The sequence below is a fragment of the Chryseotalea sp. WA131a genome (genome assembly GCA_025370075.1).
Taxonomy (GTDB): Bacteria; Bacteroidota; Bacteroidia; order Cytophagales; family Cyclobacteriaceae; genus ELB16-189.
In genome coordinates, this window is record CP073016.1 from 3,070,579 (window position 1) to 3,093,676 (window position 23,098).

Below are 23,098 nucleotides of genomic sequence, written 5' to 3' on the forward strand. Positions count from 1 at the left end.
CCGTTATAATTTTTTGGATGAATTTATTTTTAGGTACTCAATTGCTTTTGGCACGGTTTCGAAACTTCTGAAATTCCGTTGAAACATTAGATTGTAGCCCTTCAAGATAATCTTCTTGGTAAGCATCGCTTGGTCTTGGATAAGATTCTGCACTTCACGAGTTGCCGCTTCTATTGATCTCATAAATCGAGGAGTAGCATAACTTTTATTATTAAAAATTGAAATGAAGTGAGCTACCTGATTTGTTTTATTAACTTCCTCACTAAGCTTTAAAGCCAAACCAATCATATTGTCTTCATTTAAATTGGAGTAATCAATAACCTAGATTACTGGGTCTTCTGAAATTTTGTTTATCCGCTCTACCATCTGAACTCCAATTTAGTTAAGATAAGCCAGTAAAAACAAAAAGGCTCCGCTAAACAACGGAGCCTTTGCACGTGATTGCAAAATTTAATTTGTCTTCTTCTTCAACTCGTCAAATTTATTGGGTTGCGCCACTTTTGGAAATACGTTGTCTTCAATGGTAATGTCCGAGGTTTCTTTCATCGGGTCGATCACTACATTCACTACTTCTTTGTCTTTGGCAAAAACTTTGGTCACTTTTGTTTCGTTGATGCGCCAAATCTCAGCCGGCAATCGTTCTTGTTCTTTGCTGCCATCTTTAAATGTCCATTCGATGATTACCGGCATTACTAAACCGCCTTTGTTCGATAGCGTGATTTCATAGAAATTTTTATTTTCCATTTTGGCCATCACCGCTTTGTCGTCAATACGGTTCGCAAACTCACCATACATTCTGTTGTCGGTTGGAATCACGCTGAAATAATCTGGTCCTTTGCTAAAATCGCTTGGCTTATTGGCATCGCCTTCTTTTGGCAAATCGCCTTTGGCTACTTTCTTCTCTTTGTTCTCTAAATTTATTTTGTCGGTGCGGAGTTTGTACCACTTCACATTGTCGAGTGACATGTCCACATTATCGGTCGTGTAGAACCAGCCTTTCCAAAACCAATCAAGGTCAACGGCCGAAGCGTCTTCCATGGTGCGGAAGAAATCAGCAGGCTTGGGGTGTTTGAAGGCCCAACGCTGTGCGTATTCTTTAAATGATTTGTCGAACAATTCTTTGCCCATCACCGTTTCGCGCAAAATGAAAAGTGCGGTAGCTGCTTTTTGGTATTGCTCCGATCCAAAGGCAACTACTTGTTCTGAGTTGGTCATCAATGGACGCATGATTGTTTTGTCCCCTTTCATGTAAGGCACCAAGCCTGCAGGCTTGCCACGGTTCCAATCTAGTTGTGGATAACGCTCTAGCTCGGTCAACAACTGCACAAAGCTGTCAATGCCTTCGTCCATCCAAGTAGTTTGACGCTCATCGTTGTTGATAATCATCGGGAAAAAATTATGACCCACTTCATGAATCACAACACCCAACATGCGTTGCAGCGTGGCATTATCATACGTTCCATCTTTTTTCGGTCTTCCGAAGTTGAAGCAAATCATGGGGTACTCCATACCGATGGAAGCGGCATGAACGGACGTAGCATGTGGATACGGATAGTCGATGGTGTATTTAGAATAAACTTCAATCGTATTTTTTACGGCTATGGTCGATTCTTTTTCCCACAGCGGATTTCCTTCTTTGGGATAATACGACATGGCCAACGGAGTTTTGTCGCCAATCTTCACCGCCATGGCATCCCAAATAAATTTGCGTGACGAAGCAAATGCAAAATCGCGCACATTGGTAGCTTCAAATTGCCATGTTCTTTTTTCAGTTGATTTCGTTTTCTCTTTGGCAATGGCCTCCGCTTGCGTAACGATGATGACTGGTTTATCGTACGTAGTTTTTGCTTTTTCAAATCGTTCCATCTCCGTTTTGGTAAGAACCTGCTGAGGGTTTTTCAATGAGCCCGTTGCGCCCACCATGTGGTCGGCCGGCACGGTGATGTTCACTTTGTAATTCCCGAAAGGCAACGTGAATTCACCTCTTCCTAAAAATTGTTTGTTTTGCCAGCCCACTACATCATCGTACACACACATGCGGGGAAAGAATTGAGCAATGGTGTACACATAATTTCCGTCTTCTGGGAAAAATTCCAATCCGCTACGGCCACCATATAAATTGCGGTCGTTGATGTTGTAGCTCCACTCCACATTGAATGAAACTTTTGCGCCTGACTTAAGCGGTGTTAGCAAATCCACGCGCATCATGGTTTTGTTGATGGTGTACGAAAGTGCCTTTCCCGAAACATCGGTAACGGATTTTACTTTGTAGCCTCCTACATAATCATACAGGTCAAACTGGCCGGCCATCGACTTGGCAGCAACCGAATCGCGAATGGAGTTGGTTTGTGTTTTGGCCGTATTACTTTCTTTGTCTAAAATGTTTTGGTCGAGCTGCACCCACAAATACTTCAACACATCGGGTGAGTTGTTGGTGTATGTAATGGTTTCCTTGCCGCTCAAACTTTGGTTTTGATCGTTGATCTCCACCGACATATCGTAGTCGGCTTGTTGCTGCCAATACTTGGGGCCAGGCGAGCCAGAGGCCGAACGGTATTCGTTGGGCGTGGGCAACGTTTGATCGAGTTGCTCAAACTTACCTTGCCATTTGGGTGGTTCTGTTTTGGGTTGTTCTTGCGATAGAGCAACCACTGAAGTACAAAAGAAAAACATTAGTAGAAATTGTTTCATACGGATTATTATTTGGGTTTATTTATTCAAAATTCCATTTTCTTCTCATTACTAAATGGTCTAAGTTTTTACCAAAACCACTCGGAATTACCCGCTGTGTTTGAAAGCCAAGTTTATTGAATGTGCGCTCAAGCAATTGGGTTGTATTAATCAAAATATCATACTCCAGCTTTTCTTTACCTATGCGATCCAATAGAGTATTAAAAAATTCTGTTGAAACTCTAGAAAACTCCGAAGCACCTAACGAATATCTTTGAAACATGACCCAAGCAATACCAATTTGCTTTTTCTCATGCTTAACGTAATGTCCACCGCATCCTAAAATGGTCTGATCTTTAATCACAACCATAAAATTTTTATCCGCAAAATTTTCAAGAAAATATAGAAGATCGGCTTCATCTCTTTTTTCAAAATATTTAGGGCAATTAGATTCAAATATCAAAAGAACCCTTTCTTTGTCCGTCTGCTGATAAGTCCTTATTTGAATGGGCATTGTCAAAAAAGTCTGTCTTTAATCAAAATCAGTGCAATCCCTGCAATCGCAGAAGACATTACCAAGTTCCAATCGCGCCTAGCCACCCTTGCCCAATCAACCAAAATATAGCTGATGCCGATGAAAAGAACTACCACTATTATTTGACCGAACTCCAAGCCAATGTTAAAGGCCAATAGCGGGGAGAGTATTTGGCTTTCTTTTCCCAATAGCGACCGCAAGTAGTTTGAAAAACCCATGCCATGGATCAACCCAAAAAATAAGGCAAACCAATAATTGAGCTGCACGGTTTTGGTTTGGCCGAGCTCTATTTTTTTGAAAAGATTGCTGACCGCTGTGATGAAAATGGTGATAGGAATTAGCAGCTCCACCAATTCCGTTTTCACGGTGATGAGTTGCAACGTGGCCAAGGCCAAGGTGATGGAGTGGCCAATGGTAAAAGCGGTAACCAGAATCAATACCTTCTTCCAATCGCGGATGGCGTACACCGAGCAGAGCGCCAGCACAAACAAAATATGGTCATAGCCATTTTTATAATCCAAAATATGGTCACGACCAAGGGAAAAATAAAGAGTGAATTCGCTCATTACCATACAACATAAAGTTGGTGAAAGGTAAAGTTAAAAATGGTACTTTTAAAAACAGATTTTACTTTCCTTAAATTAGAATTCGTTAAAATCCAGTCACCATGAAAAAATATCTCCTTATTTTACTTGTTGCACTTTGCCACTCGGCTTGGTCGCAAAGCGATCTCTCCTACCAAACGCCACCTGACGACATCAAAAAATTGGTGGATGCTCCACTCACGCCATCGGTTTGGTTTTCGCCAGATAAATCGGTGATGGTGTTGCTCGATCGGTCGGATCTCCCCTCCATCGAAGAACTTTCTCGACCAGAATTACGCATAGCCGGGCTGCGCATCAACCCCGATAATTTTGGCCCCAGCCGCAATAATTTTTTCATTGGAATGAAAGTAAAGAAGCTCAGCGATAAAAAAGATTATGAAATCACCGGGCTTCCGAACGGAATACAAATGAGCAGTCCCGCTTTTTCACCGGATAGCAAAAAGTTTAGTTTCATTCAAACATGGCCCGACCGCCTAGAGCTTTGGGTGGTGGATTTAACTACGCTTTCCGCGAAGAAATTATCTTCCAGAAAAGTAAACGCCACCATGGGCGGAGTCCCTTATTCATGGTTGTCAAACTCTAACTCCATTCTCTATGCAAGTGCTGCCAACGAAGGCAATCAGGCCCCCATAAAAACACGTGTGCCATCTGGCCCGGTGGTAGAAGAGAACTTGGGCAAGAAAGCTCCTTCGCGCACGTATCAAGATTTGCTAAAGAATCCCTATGATGAATCGTTGTTTGAATTTCATTGCACGTCACAATTAATAGTCGTCTCGCTCGATGGCTCCGAAAAGACAGTGGGAAGTCCAAATATTTTCGCTCCCGTTCAGGCTTCATTCAATCCATCGCCCGATGGCAAAATGATACTTACTAAAACCATTCAAAAACCGTATTCCTATTTGGTGCCTGCTTCCTTATTTGCGATGTCGGTTCAAGTCATGGATTTGAACGGAGTGTTGCTCAAAAAAATTGCCGACATGCCGCTGTCCGATAATGTTCCGCTCGGGTTCAATGCCGTTGCCAAAGGGCCACGGTCGCATGCATGGAGAAGCGATCAATCTGCTACATTGTTTTGGGCCGAGGCGCAAGATGGTGGTGATCCAAAAGTAAAAGCAGACATACGCGATAAAGTTTATCAATGGGTCGCCCCATTTTCTGCCACTCCGAGTTTGCTTGTGAGCACACCACTACGATTTAGTACAGTAATTTGGGGTAATGAAAAAGTTGCGTGGGTGTATGAAAATTGGTGGGTCGATCGTAAACAGCGCGTTTATCAAATTGATCCTTCCACTACTGCAACTAAAAAGACAGTATTTGATTATTCGTTTGAAGATGCCTATAACGACCCCGGCAATGTAGTCACAGCTGCAAATGTGTATGGTCGGCAAACGATGGTCATTCAAAATAACTCCGTTTTCCTTACAGGAGATGGCTCTTCACCAGAAGGGGATTTGCCCTTCTTGGATCGATTGGATTTAACATCGTTAAAGAAAACAAGAGTGTGGCGATGCGAAGCGCCCTATTATGAATGGGTAGCAGGATTATTAGATGCCAAGAAAATTTCATTTGTCACTTCGCGTGAATCGAATGCAGAGAATCCTAATTTCTTTATTCGATCGATTGACTCCAAAACAATTACTCCGCTCACTAATTTCCCTCATCCATATCCGCAAATCAAAGATGTGAAAAAACAAGTGCTTCGCTACAAGCGCGATGATGGAGTGGAGATGACGGCTGATTTGTATTTACCTCCGAATTATAGAAAAGAAGATGGTCCACTGCCCACTTTTGTTTGGGCCTACCCGGCAGAGTACAAATCCAAAGCCGCAGCGGGACAGGTGAAAGGATCGCCACACACCTTTACGCGGATCAATGCGGGAGGGCCGTTGTTTTGGGTAATGCGTGGTTATGCCGTGCTGGACAATGCATCCATGCCGATTGTAGGTGAAGGAACGGCCGAGCCAAACGATACCTACATTCCTCAACTAGTGAGCAATGCGAAAGCAGTAGTGGAATATGGAAGTTCGCTGGGTGTGGTGGATAGAAATCGAGTGGGTGTAGGTGGCCATAGTTATGGCGCCTTCATGACCATGAATTTGCTAGCGCATTGTGATTATTTTAAAGCAGGCATTGCGCGCAGTGGTGCGTACAATCGCACGCTTACACCTTTTGGTTTTCAAAGCGAAGAGCGTTCATATTGGGAAGCACCGGAAGTTTATTACAACATGTCGCCCTTCTCGAATGCCGATAAAATAAACGAACCCGTTTTAATGATTCATGGAGAAGCCGACAACAACAGTGGCACCTTTCCGATTCAAAGCGAGCGCATGTACAATGCCATCAAGGGTCACGGTGGCACAGCCCGGTTTGTGCTGCTGCCCTACGAAAGCCACGGCTACCGTGCGCGTGAATCTGTACTACACACACTAGCCGAAATGGATACTTGGCTAGAAAAATATGTGAAGGGCACCACTGAATTGCCTGCAAAGACCAAAGTGGATATTAAGAATTGAGAAGGCTAGACTTCGTTAATTGATAGAAGCTTTAAGTGCTAAGCTTACTCCGTTGGGAACAAACTCTTATCAATACCCGGTATTACCTGCAGGGCATTTTTGTAGTACACTTTTCTCAAAACTGAATCGGGCAATTCAAGGCCGTACATTTTCCAGTGGGCGTGGCGTTTGCGGTAGTAATCAAAATATTCATCGCCTGTTTCCAACACCCGGAAGTAGGTATAGTACTCTTCTTTTTTGTACGTGTCTTTGCCAAACATAATCCGATCTTGGTACTTGATCATAAAGGCACGTGCTGCTTTTGGTTGCCTGCCCAACTCTGCCAGTACTGCCCCTAGTTCTGTGTAAACATTTGGCATTTCGTCAAACAATTTTCCCAACCGTTCTAAATCATTTCCAAACCAACCTAAGTGGGCATCAATAAATTTAGTCTGAGGATGTTTGCGAAACACATGGTGCTGTTCGCTCATGATTTGTTCGAATGGAGGCACTTTTGCGGGGTCGCGATATCGATCAGGTTCTTGTTTTAGTTCAAGCCAGCGTTCGTTGTGTTTGTCTTTCGGCTTCCAAAAAGAATTTGGTTCTCCAGAATGAATCAACACAGGAATACCTAATTCCCCACACTTCGCCCAAATGGGATCGAGACGCGGGTCATCAACAGCAATTCGTTTGCCGTCATTGTCTTTATCTGTTAGACCGAGACTTTTATACACTTTTAATCCTCTCACTCCTTGCTTCACGGCTTCATCCATCATTGCCAACGCTTCGTTGGGCCAACCCGCATCATCCAACTCTTCAAAATTAATATTCAAGAAAATAGCAAAACGACTGGGGTGATTTTTGTGCACGTTGCTCAGCGACCACTCCAACACTTTTCCGCGAAAGCCACTCAGGTTCACCATCACGCCCATGTTCAGCGAATCCATCTCCTCCACCAGATTATCGAGATTCTGAACGGGCATTCCCCACTGGTGGTTGTGCACATCCACAAACGGAAACTTGGCTCGTTTAAGCGGATGCTTCGGAACGACCAGCGTAGAGACGGGTTCGTACTCTTCCACGTCCATCACATTCAAGCGGTATTGAATTTTGCCAATCAGCCAAAAGGCGAGCCCAAGAAAAATCAATACCAAAACAGGCAAGCCTATCCAAGTCTTTTTCGAGAATGCCATCGTTGGCTTATTGAAGTGTAATGGGAACGCGTACGATGATTTTGTCCCACACAAAATCCATGTTCACACCTGTTGAATCGCTGGCAAAATTGATAATGAATTGCTCGGTTTCAGTTGGTGATTCCCTAACAGGTACGTCTACTTTGATTACATCTTTTGTGTAGTCTGGCTCTCTTGCTCCAAAGAATACACCTGCTTCACTGTTCAACGATACTTGAAAAGACGTAGGGCCAGGCACGGCATACATTCTATACGTGCCTGATTTGATTGGCTTGCCCGCAAAACTTACATCTTTGCTAAACGTAATGTCAGTAGTTGCATTCGCACCGAGCCTCCAGTATTTACCGTAAGGTTGAAGCGCTTTGTCTTTCTCTTCGCCAAAAATAAGTCTGCCTTTTTTGAAGGGCTGGCTGTAAGTTACTTTGATATTCAACCCTTGATGACTGAACTCAGAAACCTTTCGAGGGCTTTTCGGAAATAAATTACTGTAAACTAAAAAGCCAACGATGGCCAACAGCACAATGCCAAGGCCAATCAATATTTTCTTTACCATGATTTTTGGGTTTATTTTTTACTAGACGTGAATATACTCAGAATATTGTTGGGATCTGAGAGATAAAAAAAATATGAGACGTTAACGATAGCTGTTCGGGTTTGTAATCCCGAACCAAGATAAAAACGGATTTCAAATCCTTATCATAAGTCGTTCGACATTGCAAATGCTGAACAGCTAATAAACAAATTAAATCACCCCCTGTGCTTGCATTGCCTTGGCAACTTTCAAGAAACCAGCAATGTTGGCGCCTACCATGTAGTTGCCAGGCTTGCCGTATTCTTTGGCCGCGGCCAAACAGGTATCGTGAATGTTTTTCATAATGCCCACCAGTTTTGCATCCACCTCTTCGCGCGTCCAATTCGAACCCATAAAATTTTGAGTCATCTCTAAACCAGATGTGGCCACACCGCCCGCGTTGCTTGCTTTGCCAGGAGAATACATCACACCATTGTCCAACAAAACATTAATGCCTTCGATGGTGGTTGGCATGTTGGCACCTTCACCTACTAGCTTCACCCCGTTCTTCACTAAGTTATTGGCATCTTTTGTGTTCACTTCGTTTTGTGTGGCGCATGGAAAAGCGCAATCAGCCTTCACATTCCAAAGCGGATTGTGGTCAGCCCTTGTATCCACTTCTTGGTAAACGCACTTGTACTTGTCTGCATATTCTTTGATGCGCCCTCTGCGATTATTTTTCAAATCTTTTAGGAACTCCAACTTCTCTTGCGTAAAGCCAGCTTCATCAATAATGATTCCATTCGAATCAGAAGCGGTAATCACTTTTCCGCCCAAGTGAATGATTTTTTCAATGGCGTACTGTGATACGTTTCCAGAACCGGAAACTAAACACGTTTTTCCTTTGATGCTGCTGCCCACGTTTTGCAACATGTTCTCGGCAAAGTAAATCAAACCATATCCAGTAGCTTCCGTGCGAATCAAACTGCCTCCCCAGCCAATACCTTTTCCTGTAAGCACACCTGTAAATTCATTTTTTATTTTTTTGTACGCACCAAACAAATACCCAATCTCGCGGCCGCCCACACCAATATCGCCCGCAGGAACATCCAATCGGTGACTGATATGCCTTGCCAATTCACCCATAAAGGCCTGGCAAAATTTCATTACCTCATTGTCTGATTTTCCCTTGGGGTCAAAATCGCTTCCTCCTTTTCCACCACCCATGGGTATCCCCGTAAGGGCATTTTTAAAAATCTGTTCGAAGGCCAAAAACTTTAACACACTAGGTGTTACCGAAGGGTGGAATCGCAAACCGCCTTTGTAAGGACCAATAGCACTATTCATCTGCACGCGGTAGCCGCGATTTACTTGTACTTCGCCCTTATCATCTAGCCACGTAACCCGAAATGAAATCAAGCGCTCGGGCTCCAACATACGCTCCAATAATTTTAGTCTGGCAAACGCTGGATTTTTTTCTAGTACGGGCAACACGGAAGCGATTACCTCTTCGGCCGCTTGCAAAAATTCTGGCTCATTGGGGTTGCGCTTTTTTACATTTTCAAGAATGGAAGAATGGCTCATAAAGCTGGGGTTTTGGAAATGGCGAGCAAGTTAAGCAAGAAACTGCAAACGTTGTAGTGGCTTAAAGTTTAGGTTTTTCCTGAATTGGTAATTCAATGCAAATCGAGTGTTGATGCCGATTTGACTACTAAAAGAGTAATAAAAGTAGAAACCTTTGTGGACTTTAAAAGCAAATTTCAAAATGCAAGATTGGGTGGAGGTTCATATGATAAGTGTATGAATATAGCATTTGCTGCTTGTAGTGGAGATGCCGCCTGCACGATCATGTGTGGTTTTGCATTTGCAAGTTGCGTGGCTGCCACGATGATTGCATGTTGGTAGGTAGTTTTATATCTTCGAAAAAAATATAAAAATGAAGAACTTCCTAATCACGTGTTTTACAATAAACCTGATCCTTAGCGTAATTGTAAGCTTATTTTTTACAAGCAGAGGTGATAAATTTTGGCGTCTGTTCTTTATCAGCTTAGTTCTCTCGTGCTTTTATGGTATCACATCGGGTATAAAGCAGGATGGGGAAAGAAATCGAAAAAAGTCTGTTAAAAAATCCTTTGCTTAGATAAATTGATTTGAATAACTCCGAAATACACAAAAGGCTGTAAAATTTTACGGCCTTCTTGTTTTAATACCACTATGCCTAAATCACATATCCTTCTTCACCATCGGTGGAATCACGCCCATGTTATACCAAGTAAAAGCAAATTGATCGGCATCTAAATCCAAAGCTTTCGAAAGGTTAGATGAACCGTGAGCAGACTTTCGGTCGATCCGAATCAATACTGGCGCGGGGCCTGTTTGGGCTGCCTGAAGGCCAGCTGAAAATTTGAACGAGTGGCCTGGCACCACGCGGTCGTCATGATCAGCCGTGTTTACCAATGTTGCCGGATAGTTGGCTGCCTTCAAATTGTGAACTGGAGAGTATGATTTGAGATATTCAAACATTTCTTTCGAGTCATCGGCAGTCCCATAGTCAGGAGACCAACCAGGGCCCGCGGAGAATTTATGGTAGCGAAGCATATCCATTACACCCACTCCGGGTAAAGCAACTTTGAATAGGTCTGGACGTTGCGTCATGCATGCGCCCACTAATAGACCACCATTTGAAGCGCCTTGGATTGCTAAGTAGTTATTTGAAGTGTATTTTTCGGCAATGAGGTATTCTGCAGCGCCAATGAAATCGTCAAAAACATTTTGCTTTTTCATTTTTATTCCTGCCTTATGCCATTCTTCGCCATACTCACCTCCACCCCTGAGGTTTGGTTGCGCATAAATTCCTCCATTCTCTAACCAAACAATCAAGGACGGGTCGAAGTACGGAGTTAACGAAATGTTAAACCCTCCATAGCCATACAACATAGTTGGGTTTTTCCCATTTTGCTGCGTTCCTTTTTTATACACAATGAACATCGGCACTTGGGTGCCATCCTTGCTTTTGTAAAATTTTTGAATCATCTCATAATCCGATGCCTGAAAACTAACTTTGGGTGCTGTAACCTCTTCGGATTTCCCGCTCGGAATGTTATACTTAAAAATGGTGGTGGGATAAAGAAACGAAGTAAAGGAATAGTAGATATCCATCTCATTTTTTCGAGCACCTCCCCATCCTGCTGATCCAATTCCAGGCAGTGCCACATCGCGCTCAAATTTGCCCGACAGATCGAACTGTTTTATCAATGACTTTACATCCACTGTATAGTCTGCGAAAATTTTACCGCCTCCGGTTGAAAAACTTGCTACACTCTTACCCTCAGGTATTACATCCTGCCACTGATCAGGAGTGGGTCTAGACAACTCAACTTTTACTAAGCGCTGGTTTGGGGCTTTGTAATTGGTTTGAATGAGCAAAGTTTTTCCAATTTTATCCACTACGGAGTGATCATTTTCTTGGTTACTTACCACAGTCACTATTTTTGAATTCGGTTGTGTCAAATCTCTTACGTACAGCTCTTGTCCGGAAGTGCCATTGGTTGCTAAAATCACTTGCAGCTGTTCGTCTTCCGTTAAGTAGCTCCAAACGTATCTCCTGGGATTAGTATCATCTCCAAAAATAATGTCATCCTGCGAGTATGGGTTCCCCAATTTGTGGTAATAGAGTTTCTGGTTTTCAGCTTTGGCAGTAATTTTACTAGTGCCTTTTAATGAAGGGTACTTTGTGTAAAAAAAACCATCGTTGCCAAGCCACGCGATGGAAGAAAATTTTAGCCCCCGAAGAGTATCATCCAAAATTTTCTTTGTAAAGGGATCAATCGCTACTGCCTCCGTCCAATCGGAACCGCTTTTTGCAACTTGATAAACTAAACGCGATCCATCTTTTGAAAAAGACATTCCACCAAGCCGAGTGGTGCCGTCTGCCGAAAATGTATTTGGGTCTAGAAAAACCTCGGGCTCCCCTTTTTCTCCCTTTTTACGATAATACACGCTCTGATTTTGAAGCCCGTCATTTTTCGAATAGTAGAAGTAATCACCATATCGAAACGGAGCGCCTAAACGTTCGTAATTGTAGACTTCCCCAAGCCGTTTGCGTATATCGCCCCGGTATGGAATGCTATTCATGTAATTTGTTGTAAAAGCGATTTGCTTTTCAACCCAATCAGATGTCTCCTTTAATGTATCATTTTCAAGCCAACGGTATGGATCGGTTATGGGTGTGCCAAACAATGTATCTACCACAGCGCCCTTTTCGGTGACAGGATATTTCGAAATTTCAGATTTCTTGGGCTGCGAACAAGCAATAGCAAGGGCCGCAATGAATAGGAGTTTTTTCATCTTATTTGACTTTTGGGATTTGAAAATTATAAAAATGCAAGGCGATAACCAACAATTTGCAACACGAATGTTTTAACTTGTGCCTATCTCTAAAGATTTATGAAGACAACCTACCTTTCCCTTCTCAATCTCATCGGCCTGGTGGCCGTCATTATCGTCAATACGCTCGCCATCACGCTTCCGATTAATGGTATGAGTACGGGTGCTATTTCAGATTTATACCCGAGCTTGTTTACGCCCGCGGGCTTTACGTTTTCGGTTTGGAGCGCGATTTACCTGTTGCTCATTACTTTTTCGATCTACCAATTTTGGTTGCAACGCGAAGCTTATTTTTCTGAATTATCCTTGTGGTTTTTGCTCTCGTGCGTTGCCAACGCCAGTTGGATTTTGGTTTGGCACCATTTATTCACGTTAGCTTCTGTGGTCATCATGCTGTTACTGCTGTTTTCGCTCACACGAATCTTTTTGTTGCTTCAGCAACATAAAATGAAGGACGCGTGGCAGTGGATAGCGTTAAAGCTGCCGTTTTTGTTTTATCTCTCTTGGATTTGCGTGGCCACCATTGCCAACATTTCGTGTTTGCTGTTGGATTGGAAGTGGGACGGTGGTTTTCTCTCACCCGAAATTTGGACGGTAACGATGATCGCCATTGCAGCCGTACTCGGATTGTTTATGGCCTATCGATTTAAAGAGCCTGCTTTTCTGTTGGTGTTAATGTGGGCCTTCTTTGGTATTTACAGCAAGCGCGTGAATGCCGATTATCAACTAATTGCTGATGCTGCGAGAATTGCTACCGTGGTGATAGCGATTATGTTTGGTGGATTGATTGTTATTTTTTGGCAAGCTAAAACTACTAGGCCGAAGTAAATTACTTGTAGATAAGATAAAAAGCGAAGAACAAATGAAGTGCTAATGATCCAACGAGGGGAAAATAATTACCAGCATCGTACTTTCTAATTCCATAAACTTTCAACATGATATAGGGCAATGGGAGAAGTAAAAAAATGGCCTGAGGCAGCTGAATTTTTTTAAACAGGGTCAGAAATACCACGCCATAATAAGCGAACAATAAAATTCGACTTATTACTTCAATTGTTACCTCTTCTCTTTTTGGGTTCATTGGGGTGGATTTAAATAAATGATCAATTGACCCACTCAAACACCGTCCATGGCACCAACACTTTTGGAATCTTTATTCCTTCCGGTGTTTGGTTGTTCTCCAAAATCGCTGCCACAATCCGCGGAAGCGCCAGCGCACTGCCATTGAGCGTGTGCAACAATTGCATTTTGCCCTCTTTGTTTTTGTAGCGCAACTTCAAGCGGTTCGCTTGGTAGGTTTCAAAGTTACTAACAGAGCTAACCTCTAACCAGCGCTGCTGTGCAGCAGAAAACACTTCAAAGTCGTAGGTCATAGCCGAGTTGAAACCCATATCGCCACCGCACAACAGTAATCTTCTAAAAGGTAACTCTAATTTTTTCAAAAGCCCCGCCACGTGTTCGCTCATCTCTTCTAAAATGCGATACGAATCTTCGGGCTTGCACACTTGCACAATTTCTACTTTGTCAAATTGATGAAGTCTATTCAGTCCGCGCACGTGCGCACCCCAGCTACCCGCCTCCCTGCGGAAGCAAGGTGTATAGCCTACATTTTTTATGGGTAAGTCGGCTTCGCTCACAATTACATCACGATAGAGATTAGTAATCGGAACTTCGGCCGTGGGTATCAAATACAAACCATCGGCATTCACAAAATACATTTGCCCCTCCTTGTCGGGAAGTTGGCCTGTGCCATAGCCAGAGTCTTCGTTCACCACAATAGGTGGTTGCATTTCAATGTAGCCTGCCTTGTCGGCCTCGCTCAAAAAGAAATTGATCAACGCGCGTTGCAACTTTGCTCCTTTCCCTTTGTAGACGGGGAAGCCTGCCCCCGCTATTTTTACGCCCAGCTCAAAATCGATGATGTCGTATTTTTTAATCAACTCCCAATGAGGAAGTGCATCACTGCTCAGTGTGGGGATTTCGCCAATAGGCGCTTCATATAAATTATCTTCTGCCGATTTGCCTGCGGGCACGTTGGTGGCTGGCACGTTGGGGATTTTATAAAGTACTTGGGTCAGTTCTTTGTCAACACTTTCTAAGCGAACCCCGTTTGCTTTAATGATTTCTTTTTCTTGTGCTACCTGAGCACGCAAGGTGGTGGCTTCATCGGCCTTGCCACTTTTCATCAGCTCTCCAATTTTTTTTGAATCGGCATTGGCTTTGGTTTCTCTTTCTTGGGTATCGGTAAGGAGGGCACGCTTTTGTTTATCGAGCTCAAGGGCTTTGTTTACTAATTCGCTGGCATCTTTCAAATGTCGTTTCGCCAGTCCATCGATAACGGCCTGCGTATTTTCGCGTAAGGTTTGCAATTGCAACATAGGTGATGAATTTAAGGCGTCAAAAATAGCCAATATTTTTTGGTGAATTTTCGATCCTCATTTGATACTATTCAAATTTTGGCTTATTATTGCATCATCAATCAGGCCACACCGGCCGACCCAATCAATAAATTTCAATTTCGTTAGTTATCATTTTCGGTTTTGATTTACATGTTTATCTAGTTTTTTGCTGAATAACAGCCCTTGCTTTTTATTATAAACCATAACTTCTCTATTTAACCCCTCTATTAAAATTCTGCATGTACACAATTGAAGATCTCAATGTCAGGCTTATTTCTGAATTAAAAGAAATTGCTGAAGGAATGGGCATCAATGCCAAAAAACTAGGTAAAGAAGAACTTGTCTACAAAATATTGGACAAACAAGCCGTAGCAGGCGAGCCTACACCAAAGAAAAAAGAAACGCAAGAGCCCGAGCGCAAAATGCGCCCCCGCAGAAGAGAAAACGTGGCGCCCCCTGTCACCGAATCCGCTACTCCTCCTGCCGAAGAAAAATCGAGCGAAGAGATGATAAAGGATCCTGGCTTTGAAGTCGATCAAAACATTACTCGCTTTGAAGAAACCACACCCGAACCAATTGCAGAAGCAACTACTTCCACTCAAAATGAGCGCACCGAAACCAGGAATGAAAATCGTGAAGAACGTTCGTTCAATCAAAGCCAAAACCCCAACCAAAATCAGCAACCCAGACGCGAAAATTTGGTAAAAGATTTTGATGGTGTGGTCTCCAACGAAGGTGTATTGGAAATTATGCAAGATGGTTACGGCTTTTTGCGCTCATCTGATTACAATTATTTGGCCAGCCCCGATGATATTTATGTATCCCCTTCGCAAATAAAATTGTTTGGCCTTAAAGTAGGCGATACCGTAAAAGGACAAATACGCCCACCGAAGGAAGGCGAAAAATATTTTGCACTATTGAAAGTAGATAGTGTGAACGGAAAAACCACGGAAGAAATTCGCGACCGTGTTGCCTTTGAATATTTGACCCCACTTTTCCCTGAGCAGAAATTAAAACTCAGTACCACCCACGACAACATGTCCACTAGAATTTTGGATTTGTTCTCGCCCATCGGAAAAGGTCAGCGTGGTATGATTGTGGCCCAACCTAAAACAGGTAAAACGGTTTTGTTGAAAAACATTGCCAACGCCATTGCCGAAAATCACCCCGAAGTATATTTGATTGTGTTGTTGATTGACGAACGCCCTGAAGAGGTGACGGACATGGCACGCAGTGTAAAGGCGGAAGTGATTGCTTCCACATTTGATGAGCAGGCCGAGCGACATGTGAAAGTTGCCTCCATTGTTCTGGAAAAAGCAAAACGTATGACCGAGTGTGGCCACGATGTAGTAATCTTATTGGACTCGATTACTCGATTGGCGCGTGCGTACAATACTGTAGTACCATCATCAGGTAAAATTTTATCGGGTGGTGTGGATGCAAACGCACTCCACAAACCGAAACGTTTCTTTGGTGCCGCTCGAAAAATTGAAAACGGTGGTTCGTTGACCATCATCGCCACGGCATTGATTGATACCGGATCTAAAATGGATGAGGTAATCTTTGAAGAATTTAAGGGAACGGGTAACATGGAGTTGCAACTAGACCGTAAACTTTCAAACAGAAGGGTGTACCCAGCGATTGACGTTCCTGCTTCGGGCACCAGACGAGAGGATTTGTTGATGAAAGAAGAAGAACTTCAGCGGGTGTGGATCTTGCGCAAGTTTATGGCCGATATGAATTCCATTGAAGCGATGGAATTCCTACAATCGAAAATGAAAGGTACTCGTAACAACGAAGAGTTCTTGATTTCGATGAATGGGTAGATAATTTGAAAATGAAACAATTTGAAGATTTGAAAATGTAAGAACCGTTTTCAAATTAACTCATCTTCAAATTTTGAATTCGCGGTCTTTATTCTTTTCTGTAGTACCATGTTATCAGTTTCTTCAAATGGGGTTTCATTAACTTAAATGCCCCGGGCAATTCTTTGAAGTAAGTTGAAGATTTGAAAATGAAAGAGCCATTTTCAAATTAACTCATCTTCAAATTTTCGAATTGATTTTATTTTCGCTCGTGAAACGCCCCTTTGAATTCGGGGTCTTCATATCTTTTCTGCCGATCGATTTCACGTGCCATTTCTTGGGCTTCCTCAAATGGGGTTTCGCTTACTTCAATACCGCTCGGCAATTCCTTCACAGCAATTTTTTCGCGGATGATTTTTTGAATTTTATCGATGTGATAAAGCTCGGCATTCGTTACAAATGAAATCGCCTTGCCACTTTGAAATGCACGACCCGTGCGGCCAATGCGGTGCACATAGTCTTCGTACACAAACGGCACATCGAAATTGATCACGTGCGTTACATTGACTACATCAATGCCGCGCGAGGCAACATCGGTTGCTACCAATATCCGCAAGTTGCCTTCCTTGAATTCATTCATGGAATTGATGCGCGTGTTTTGCCCCTTGTTGGAATGCACCACTTTTGCAGGCCCCAAGTGTTTGCGATCTAAATATTTGAAAACATTGTCGGCTGTTTCTTTGGTCCGTGCAAAAATCATCACCCGTGAATACGTCTCTTTGTCTTGAAGCAGGTGTTCTAAAAAATTAATTTTTGTTCGCATGTTGGGGATGCGATACAACTCTTGTTCTACTTTTCGGGCAACGGTTGCCTGTGGTGTTATTTCTACGCGAACTGGAAATTCAATAAACTCTTCCGCCAACCGTTCTACTTTCTCCGGATAGGTAGCCGAAAACAATAAGTTTTGCCGCTTGTTGGGGATGACTTCAAAAATTTTTCTGAGCTGTGGCATAAAGCCCATGTCCATCATGCGGTCGGCTTCGTCCAGCACCAACGCTTTAATTTGTTTCACCGGAACTTCTTTCCGCAAATACAATTCTAAAAACCTGCCGGGTGTAGCAATTAAAATATCGATGCCGGCCTGAATTGCTTCGATTTGTGTTTTAGGACCAATGCCTCCATAAATTGCAGCTAGCCGAAGGTCGGTGAACTTGGTAAGTGCCAGTGTTTGCTTGGAAACTTGCACAACCAATTCTTTGGTGGGCACCAATATCAACACGCGCGGCTCCGTGCCTTGTGCAAATTTGGCTTTCATTAAAATAGGCAACAAATAAGCAGCCGTTTTGCCCGTGCCAGTTTGTGCGATGCCAATGATTTGTTGGCCGCCCATGATCAGCGGTATGCATTTTTGCTGAACCTCCGTAGGCGATTCAAACCCAGCTTCGGCTACAGCATCCAGTAATTGCTTGTTCAACTTAAAATCTTGCCATTGCATGGGTTGGTGGTTTCAGTTTTAACTTTCGTTTATCTTTCTTTTATCTTTACAAGGTAATGAACTCTACGTTAATCACAAATGCAAAAATAGTCAACGAAGGCAAGGTCTTTGAAGGTGATGTACTAATTAAAGGATCATTCATTGAAAAAATCGGTGCCGATTTGCAAAACCATCCTGCCAAAGAAGTAATGGACGCCAATGGCCAATGGTTGTTGCCGGGTGCTATTGATGATCAGGTTCATTTTCGTGAACCCGGCCTAACACACAAGGGCGAAATCTTTACCGAATCAAGAGCGGCTGTGGCAGGGGGCGTTACTTCTTATATGGAGATGCCCAACACCAATCCGCCCGTGTTCACCGAGCAATTGCTGGAAGACAAATACCAAATCGCTGCAAAAAAATCGCTGGCCAATTATTCTTTTTTCATGGGCACTTCCAACGACAACTTGGAAGAGGTGATGAAGACCGATGTTAAAAAAGTGTGTGGCTTAAAAATATTCATGGGGTCTTCCACCGGAAATTTATTGGTAGATGATTCCAAAATATTGGAAGCAATTTTCGCTAGGTTTCCTTCCATTATCGCTACCCATTGCGAAGACGAACCGACCATTCGCAAAAACCTAGCTGACTACAAAGAAAAATACGGTGACGATTGTCCAGTGGCCTACCACCCGCTCATTCGCAATGAAGAAGCTTGCTACAAATCTTCCTCGTTTGCTACAGGCTTGGCTAAAAAGCATGGAACACGTCTTCACGTTTTGCATATCTCTACCGCCAAGGAAACACATCTTTTTGACAACACGTTGCCGCTCGAAAAAAAGAAGATTACAGCCGAAGCTTGTATCCATCATTTGTGGTTTAACGAGGCCGATTATGAAAAGAAAGGCATGAACATCAAATGGAATCCGGCTATCAAAAAAGCAACTGATCAACAAGAAATTTTGAAGGCGCTATTGGACAACCGCATCGATGTGATTGCCACCGACCATGCCCCGCACACGCGCGAAGAAAAAGCTCAAAAATATTTTCACGCTCCTTCAGGCGGACCATTGGTTCAACATAGTATGGTGGCGATGCTAGAATTTTATCATCAAGGAAAAATCACGCTTGAGCAAATCGTGCAGAAGATGAGTCATAACGTGGCCATTCTTTTTCAAATTGATAGACGCGGCTTTATACGCGAAGGATATTATGCAGACTTGGTATTGGTAGATCCACAGCAACCTTGGAAGGTGGAAAAAGATAATATTTTAGCCAAGTGTGGTTGGTCGCCATTCGAGGGGCAAACCTTTCAGTCGGCTGTTACGAATACGTGGATTTCAGGGCATCATGCCTATGCCAATGGGATTTTTAACGAGCACAAGATGGGCGAGCGGTTGAGTTTTAACAGAGATTGATTTTGGATTTTACCCGAAGCTATCTACCTTTGCAGTCCTTTATCCTCCTAAGCCTCAGCTGGGGTAGGTTAAATGAATTCTCCTTCGCTAAAGTTACGGAGGAAAAAACGGTGGATGTAGTTCAGTTGGTTAGAACATCAGATTGTGATTCTGAGGGTCGTGGGTTCGAGTCCCATCATTCACCCAAAAAAATAAAGCTCTGCGAACGTGGAGCTTTTTTTATTTACAATTCGAGTGCCGTTTCGCTAGGCGGGCAAAGAACTTGCTCGAGCCAAAGGCTCAGCATCCCATCGCCACTCCTAAAATTTAAACCCCGCGAAAGCGGGTTTTCTTTATGACGGAGTTTTACATATACTGAGGTAAACAATTCATTTTATATCCGTCATGCGAATGTTGTAAAAGCGCGCTTGAAACAGTAAAGACTCCTTGACTCTCTTTCTAAATTACTTTTTATTATCAATAATCGCCTTCATCTGCTTATTCATCAATACAGGATTGATCGCATCGATGCCTGTCTTGAGTGTAGTTTCCAATTTTCCAAGATGGCTATCCAGTTCTTTGTTAAGTTCTTCAAAAACTTTGTACGCACCAGCTGTAGGTTTGCCATCGCCTGTCTCCAAACTTCTCCTTAAAGCTGAAAGACGATTGCCCAACTTGATGGGGAAGTTTAATGGGTCCTGGCCGCTGCGGTTTTTTGTCTGGTACAAATCTTCTTCGATGGCAGTTATCTTGGCAATCAATTCTTTCGCTGATGCTGAGAAAGTTGGATCGTTTACTTCTTTAGCGCGTTCTTCAATTTGTTTTTTCAAATCGCGTATTCGGATGACGGCTTCGTTAGTAGCCGATTCGCGGTCGCGGATTTTTATTGCCAAGTCAAACGTCTCTTTCAAGTCGGATTCACTTACACCTTTTACATTCGGATTCATTTTTACATTGAATGAATACGTTTGCGAATAGCTCCCTGCTTTAAAGCGAACCTGATATTTCCCAATGGGTGCCTCAGGTCCATTCTGCGGACGGGCGCCCCAGATGATGATACCATCAAAAATAGTAGCGCCTTCATAACGACCGTTCCATCTAAAAGTATTTAATCCCGCGGCAGCGGTTGGCTTGCTGTCGCCACCACCCCAAAAGTCTCCGGCAATCGGTTTCTCTTCGGACTTTGTGCCAATGAACTTGCGCACCAGATTTCCATTGGCATCTAAAATTTCAATTTTAACTGTGTCTACTTTGTCTTTTAGATAATATTGAAAAGCCGCATCGTACACACCGCGAATCGCATCACTCGGCTGAAACAGAATCGCATTTTGTTTCATCAATTCAGGTGTGAGTTGACGCAGTGGATTGATGTCGTCTAAAATCCAAAACCCACGACCGTGTGTTCCTAATACCACATCATCGTTCTTGACTACTAAATCGCGAATAGGTGTATCGGGTAAATTTAATTGAAGCGGTTGCCAGTTATCGCCCGCGTTGAACGACACATACGCTCCATGTTCTGTTCCCAAAAACAAAAGCCCGGGACGGACATGGTCTTCACGTACTGATCTGGAGAAATGCCCGTCCTTAATTCCGGTTACAATCTTCGTCCATGTTTTTCCAAAATCCGTTGTTCTAAAAACATAAGGCTGGCGATCATCCACTTGATAACGGAACGCAGCAACATAGGCAGTTCCCGCCTTGTGTCGCGACTCATCGATGATGGCTACAACCGAATTTTTTGGTAAGTCTTTGGGCGTGATGTTCGTCCAACTTTTTCCGCCATCGCGTGTGATGTTTATCTTTCCGTCATCAGAGCCTGCCCAAATGGTATTCACATCGTGAAACGAAGGAGCAAGTGCAAATACAGTCGCATAAATTTCTGGACCGTTCATGTCGCGCGTGATTTCTCCACCAGATATTCCTAATGTCTCGGGATCAGCATAGGTTAAGTCGGGAGAAATTTTTTCCCAGCTCTGCCCGTCATCGGTTGTTTTCCACACGTGCTGCGAGCAGGTATATAAAATTTTTGAATCCTTTGGTGAAAATACAATTGGGAATGTCCATTGCCAACGCTCGGGCAGTGAACTCGCAGGCTCTCCAGAAAAAAATCTTGGATAAACTTGAATGTCGCGTGTCTGTCCGGTCGAAACATCTTTACGTGTGAGTAACGCTCCCTGACTACCGGCATAATAAATATTTGGATTATCGGGATGAGAAGTGATGTACCCGCTTTCTCCTCCGCCCACATCATAACCCCATTCGCCTAGCACATTCATGTGGTTCCAACCTTCGCTTGGAACCGCAATGGTTGAGTTATCTTGTTGCGCGCCCGCTACATGATACGGCACATGGTTAGTGGTAGTAACATGATAAAATTGCGTGGTGATATAGTCTTCATCTGTCCAGCTTTTGCCACCATTCACAGACACGGCACCACCTCCATCATTGGAAGTAATCATACGCAGTGGGTTGTTTGGATCAATCCATAAATCGTGATTATCACCATGTGGCACTTTTATCTCCGTGTCGAACTTCACACCGCCATCGGTCGATTTCCAAAAATCCACGTTCAAACAATAGACGGTCTCGCGATCAAATGGATCGGCATAAATGCGCGAATAGTAAAATGCCCGTTGGCGTAACTTCCTTTCATCATTTGTTTTCTTCCACGTAGCACCGGCATCATCACTTCGGTAGACTCCACCATCGTTCGCCTCTACAATTGCCCATAGTCTTTTGTTATCAGCCGGTGATACCGTTATCCCAATTTTGCCCAATGGCCCTTCAGGCATGCCGGGATTTTTGGTCAATTCATTCCAAGTCTCTCCCCCATTTTCAGATTTCCATAGTTTACAATCAGGCCCACCGCCCCACATCTTCCACGTTCTCCGGTAGACTTGCCAGGTAGACGCATATAATATCTTTGGATTCGTTCGATCAATAATCAAATCAGCAGCTCCGGCCTTTGGGCTTACATATAAAACCTTCTTCCATGTATTACCCCCATCAATAGATTTAAACACACCTCTCTCTTCATTATCACCGTAAGGATGACCGAGTGCAGCCACATAAACAATGTCAGGATTGGTAGGATGTACACGAATTCGAGAAATCGCTTGTGTTTCTTTCAGGCCGAGAGAGCGCCATGTTTTTCCACCATCGGTCGTTTTATAAACCCCGTCACCTTGTGTGATGCTTCCACGAAGTTGTGTCTCGCCTCCCCCGATGTAGACAACATCAGGATTGGTCTCGGCAACCGCCACAGCACCTATAGATGAAGAAGAAATTTGTCCGTCAGTTACAGGAGCCCATTCTTGTCCGCCATCGGTCGTCTTCCAAAGTCCACCACCAGTAGCGCCAAAGTAATATTCATTGATTCTACCCGGGCTTCCGGACGCGCCCAAAGAACGCCCCCCTCGTGCCGGGCCAATGTTGCGCCATTTTAGTTTGTCAAAATATTTGGAGTCAATGGTTTGGGCGTGCACTTGCACCATTTCCGAAAGTAAAAGTAGGAGGTAGATGATCTTATTCATAGAGGTAGGTTATACTGAAAAGTACGAAAAAGATTTTTGTGAATGGAGTAAATATATATTGATGAATATTGCAGAGTATGAGTGGTTGATAATAA

Annotated in this window: 16 protein-coding genes and 1 tRNA gene; 5 read left to right on the forward strand and 12 right to left on the reverse strand. The window is 43.4% G+C overall.

Going from position 1 to position 23,098, the window contains the following annotated elements:
- Positions 1 to 3: 3 nt before the first annotated feature.
- The 4 genes from KA713_14140 to KA713_14155 form a co-directional block, all read right to left on the reverse strand.
- Positions 4 to 183, reverse strand: coding sequence for a hypothetical protein (locus KA713_14140; GenBank protein UXE65605.1), 180 nt, complete (start codon positions 181 to 183; stop codon positions 4 to 6).
- 267 nt (positions 184 to 450) lie between these two features.
- On the reverse strand, positions 451 to 2,691 hold the full coding sequence (locus KA713_14145; GenBank protein UXE65606.1) for a M1 family metallopeptidase: 2,241 nt from the start codon (positions 2,689 to 2,691) through the stop codon (positions 451 to 453).
- A gap of 22 nt (positions 2,692 to 2,713) precedes the next feature.
- Positions 2,714 to 3,184: an N-acetyltransferase gene (locus KA713_14150; GenBank protein UXE65607.1), complete on the reverse strand. Its 471-nt coding sequence runs from the start codon at positions 3,182 to 3,184 to the stop codon at positions 2,714 to 2,716.
- Positions 3,185 to 3,186: 2 nt separating this feature from the next.
- Positions 3,187 to 3,771, reverse strand: coding sequence for a HupE/UreJ family protein (locus KA713_14155; GenBank protein ID UXE65608.1), 585 nt, complete (start codon positions 3,769 to 3,771; stop codon positions 3,187 to 3,189).
- 101 nt (positions 3,772 to 3,872) lie between these two features.
- On the opposite strand from KA713_14155, the gene KA713_14160 reads away from it, so the two are divergent.
- Positions 3,873 to 6,323, forward strand: coding sequence for a prolyl oligopeptidase family serine peptidase (locus KA713_14160; GenBank protein UXE65609.1), 2,451 nt, complete (start codon positions 3,873 to 3,875; stop codon positions 6,321 to 6,323).
- Between the two features lie 44 nt (positions 6,324 to 6,367).
- On the opposite strand, the gene KA713_14165 is transcribed toward KA713_14160, so the two are convergent.
- The 4 genes from KA713_14165 to KA713_14180 form a co-directional block, all read right to left on the reverse strand.
- Positions 6,368 to 7,495, reverse strand: a complete 1,128-nt coding sequence (locus tag KA713_14165; GenBank protein ID UXE65610.1) for an amidohydrolase family protein — start codon at positions 7,493 to 7,495, stop codon at positions 6,368 to 6,370.
- 7 nt (positions 7,496 to 7,502) lie between these two features.
- The gene (locus KA713_14170; protein UXE65611.1) at positions 7,503 to 8,048 is read right to left on the reverse strand and encodes a DUF2911 domain-containing protein; all 546 of its coding nucleotides are present in this window, start codon (positions 8,046 to 8,048) and stop codon (positions 7,503 to 7,505) included.
- 189 nt (positions 8,049 to 8,237) lie between these two features.
- On the reverse strand, positions 8,238 to 9,590 hold the full coding sequence (gene gdhA, locus KA713_14175; GenBank protein ID UXE65612.1) for an NADP-specific glutamate dehydrogenase: 1,353 nt from the start codon (positions 9,588 to 9,590) through the stop codon (positions 8,238 to 8,240).
- Positions 9,591 to 10,229: 639 nt separating this feature from the next.
- Complete coding sequence (locus KA713_14180; protein ID UXE65613.1) at positions 10,230 to 12,353, reverse strand: S9 family peptidase; 2,124 nt, start codon at positions 12,351 to 12,353, stop codon at positions 10,230 to 10,232.
- Between the two features lie 99 nt (positions 12,354 to 12,452).
- Here KA713_14180 and KA713_14185 point away from each other — a divergent pair, with 99 nt between their 5' ends.
- Positions 12,453 to 13,220, forward strand: coding sequence for a tryptophan-rich sensory protein (locus KA713_14185; protein UXE65614.1), 768 nt, complete (start codon positions 12,453 to 12,455; stop codon positions 13,218 to 13,220).
- A gap of 1 nt (position 13,221) precedes the next feature.
- Here KA713_14185 and KA713_14190 read toward each other — a convergent pair whose 3' ends face one another.
- Together KA713_14190 and serS are read right to left on the reverse strand one after the other, a co-directional pair.
- Positions 13,222 to 13,473, reverse strand: a complete 252-nt coding sequence (locus KA713_14190) for a hypothetical protein (GenBank protein UXE65615.1) — start codon at positions 13,471 to 13,473, stop codon at positions 13,222 to 13,224.
- 22 nt (positions 13,474 to 13,495) lie between these two features.
- Complete coding sequence (gene serS, locus KA713_14195) at positions 13,496 to 14,770, reverse strand: serine--tRNA ligase (protein UXE65616.1); 1,275 nt, start codon at positions 14,768 to 14,770, stop codon at positions 13,496 to 13,498.
- 260 nt (positions 14,771 to 15,030) lie between these two features.
- On the opposite strand from serS, the gene rho reads away from it, so the two are divergent.
- Positions 15,031 to 16,617, forward strand: coding sequence for a transcription termination factor Rho (gene rho / locus KA713_14200; protein UXE65617.1), 1,587 nt, complete (start codon positions 15,031 to 15,033; stop codon positions 16,615 to 16,617).
- Positions 16,618 to 16,855: 238 nt separating this feature from the next.
- Here rho and KA713_14205 read toward each other — a convergent pair whose 3' ends face one another.
- Positions 16,856 to 18,091 (reverse strand): DEAD/DEAH box helicase, encoded by a 1,236-nt coding sequence (locus KA713_14205; GenBank protein ID UXE65618.1) that lies wholly within the window; start codon positions 18,089 to 18,091, stop codon positions 16,856 to 16,858.
- Between the two features lie 56 nt (positions 18,092 to 18,147).
- Between KA713_14205 and KA713_14210 the strand changes: the two genes are divergently transcribed.
- Positions 18,148 to 19,488 carry a dihydroorotase gene (locus tag KA713_14210; protein UXE65619.1) on the forward strand — a complete coding sequence of 447 codons (1,341 nt, stop codon included), beginning with the start codon at positions 18,148 to 18,150 and terminating at the stop codon, positions 19,486 to 19,488.
- A 110-nt stretch (positions 19,489 to 19,598) separates the two neighbouring features.
- Positions 19,599 to 19,672 (forward strand) — tRNA-His (locus tag KA713_14215).
- Between the two features lie 259 nt (positions 19,673 to 19,931).
- Here KA713_14215 and KA713_14220 read toward each other — a convergent pair.
- Positions 19,932 to 23,003 carry a glycosyl hydrolase gene (locus KA713_14220; protein UXE65620.1) on the reverse strand — a complete coding sequence of 1,024 codons (3,072 nt, stop codon included), beginning with the start codon at positions 23,001 to 23,003 and terminating at the stop codon, positions 19,932 to 19,934.
- Between the last annotated feature and the right edge of the window lie 95 nt (positions 23,004 to 23,098).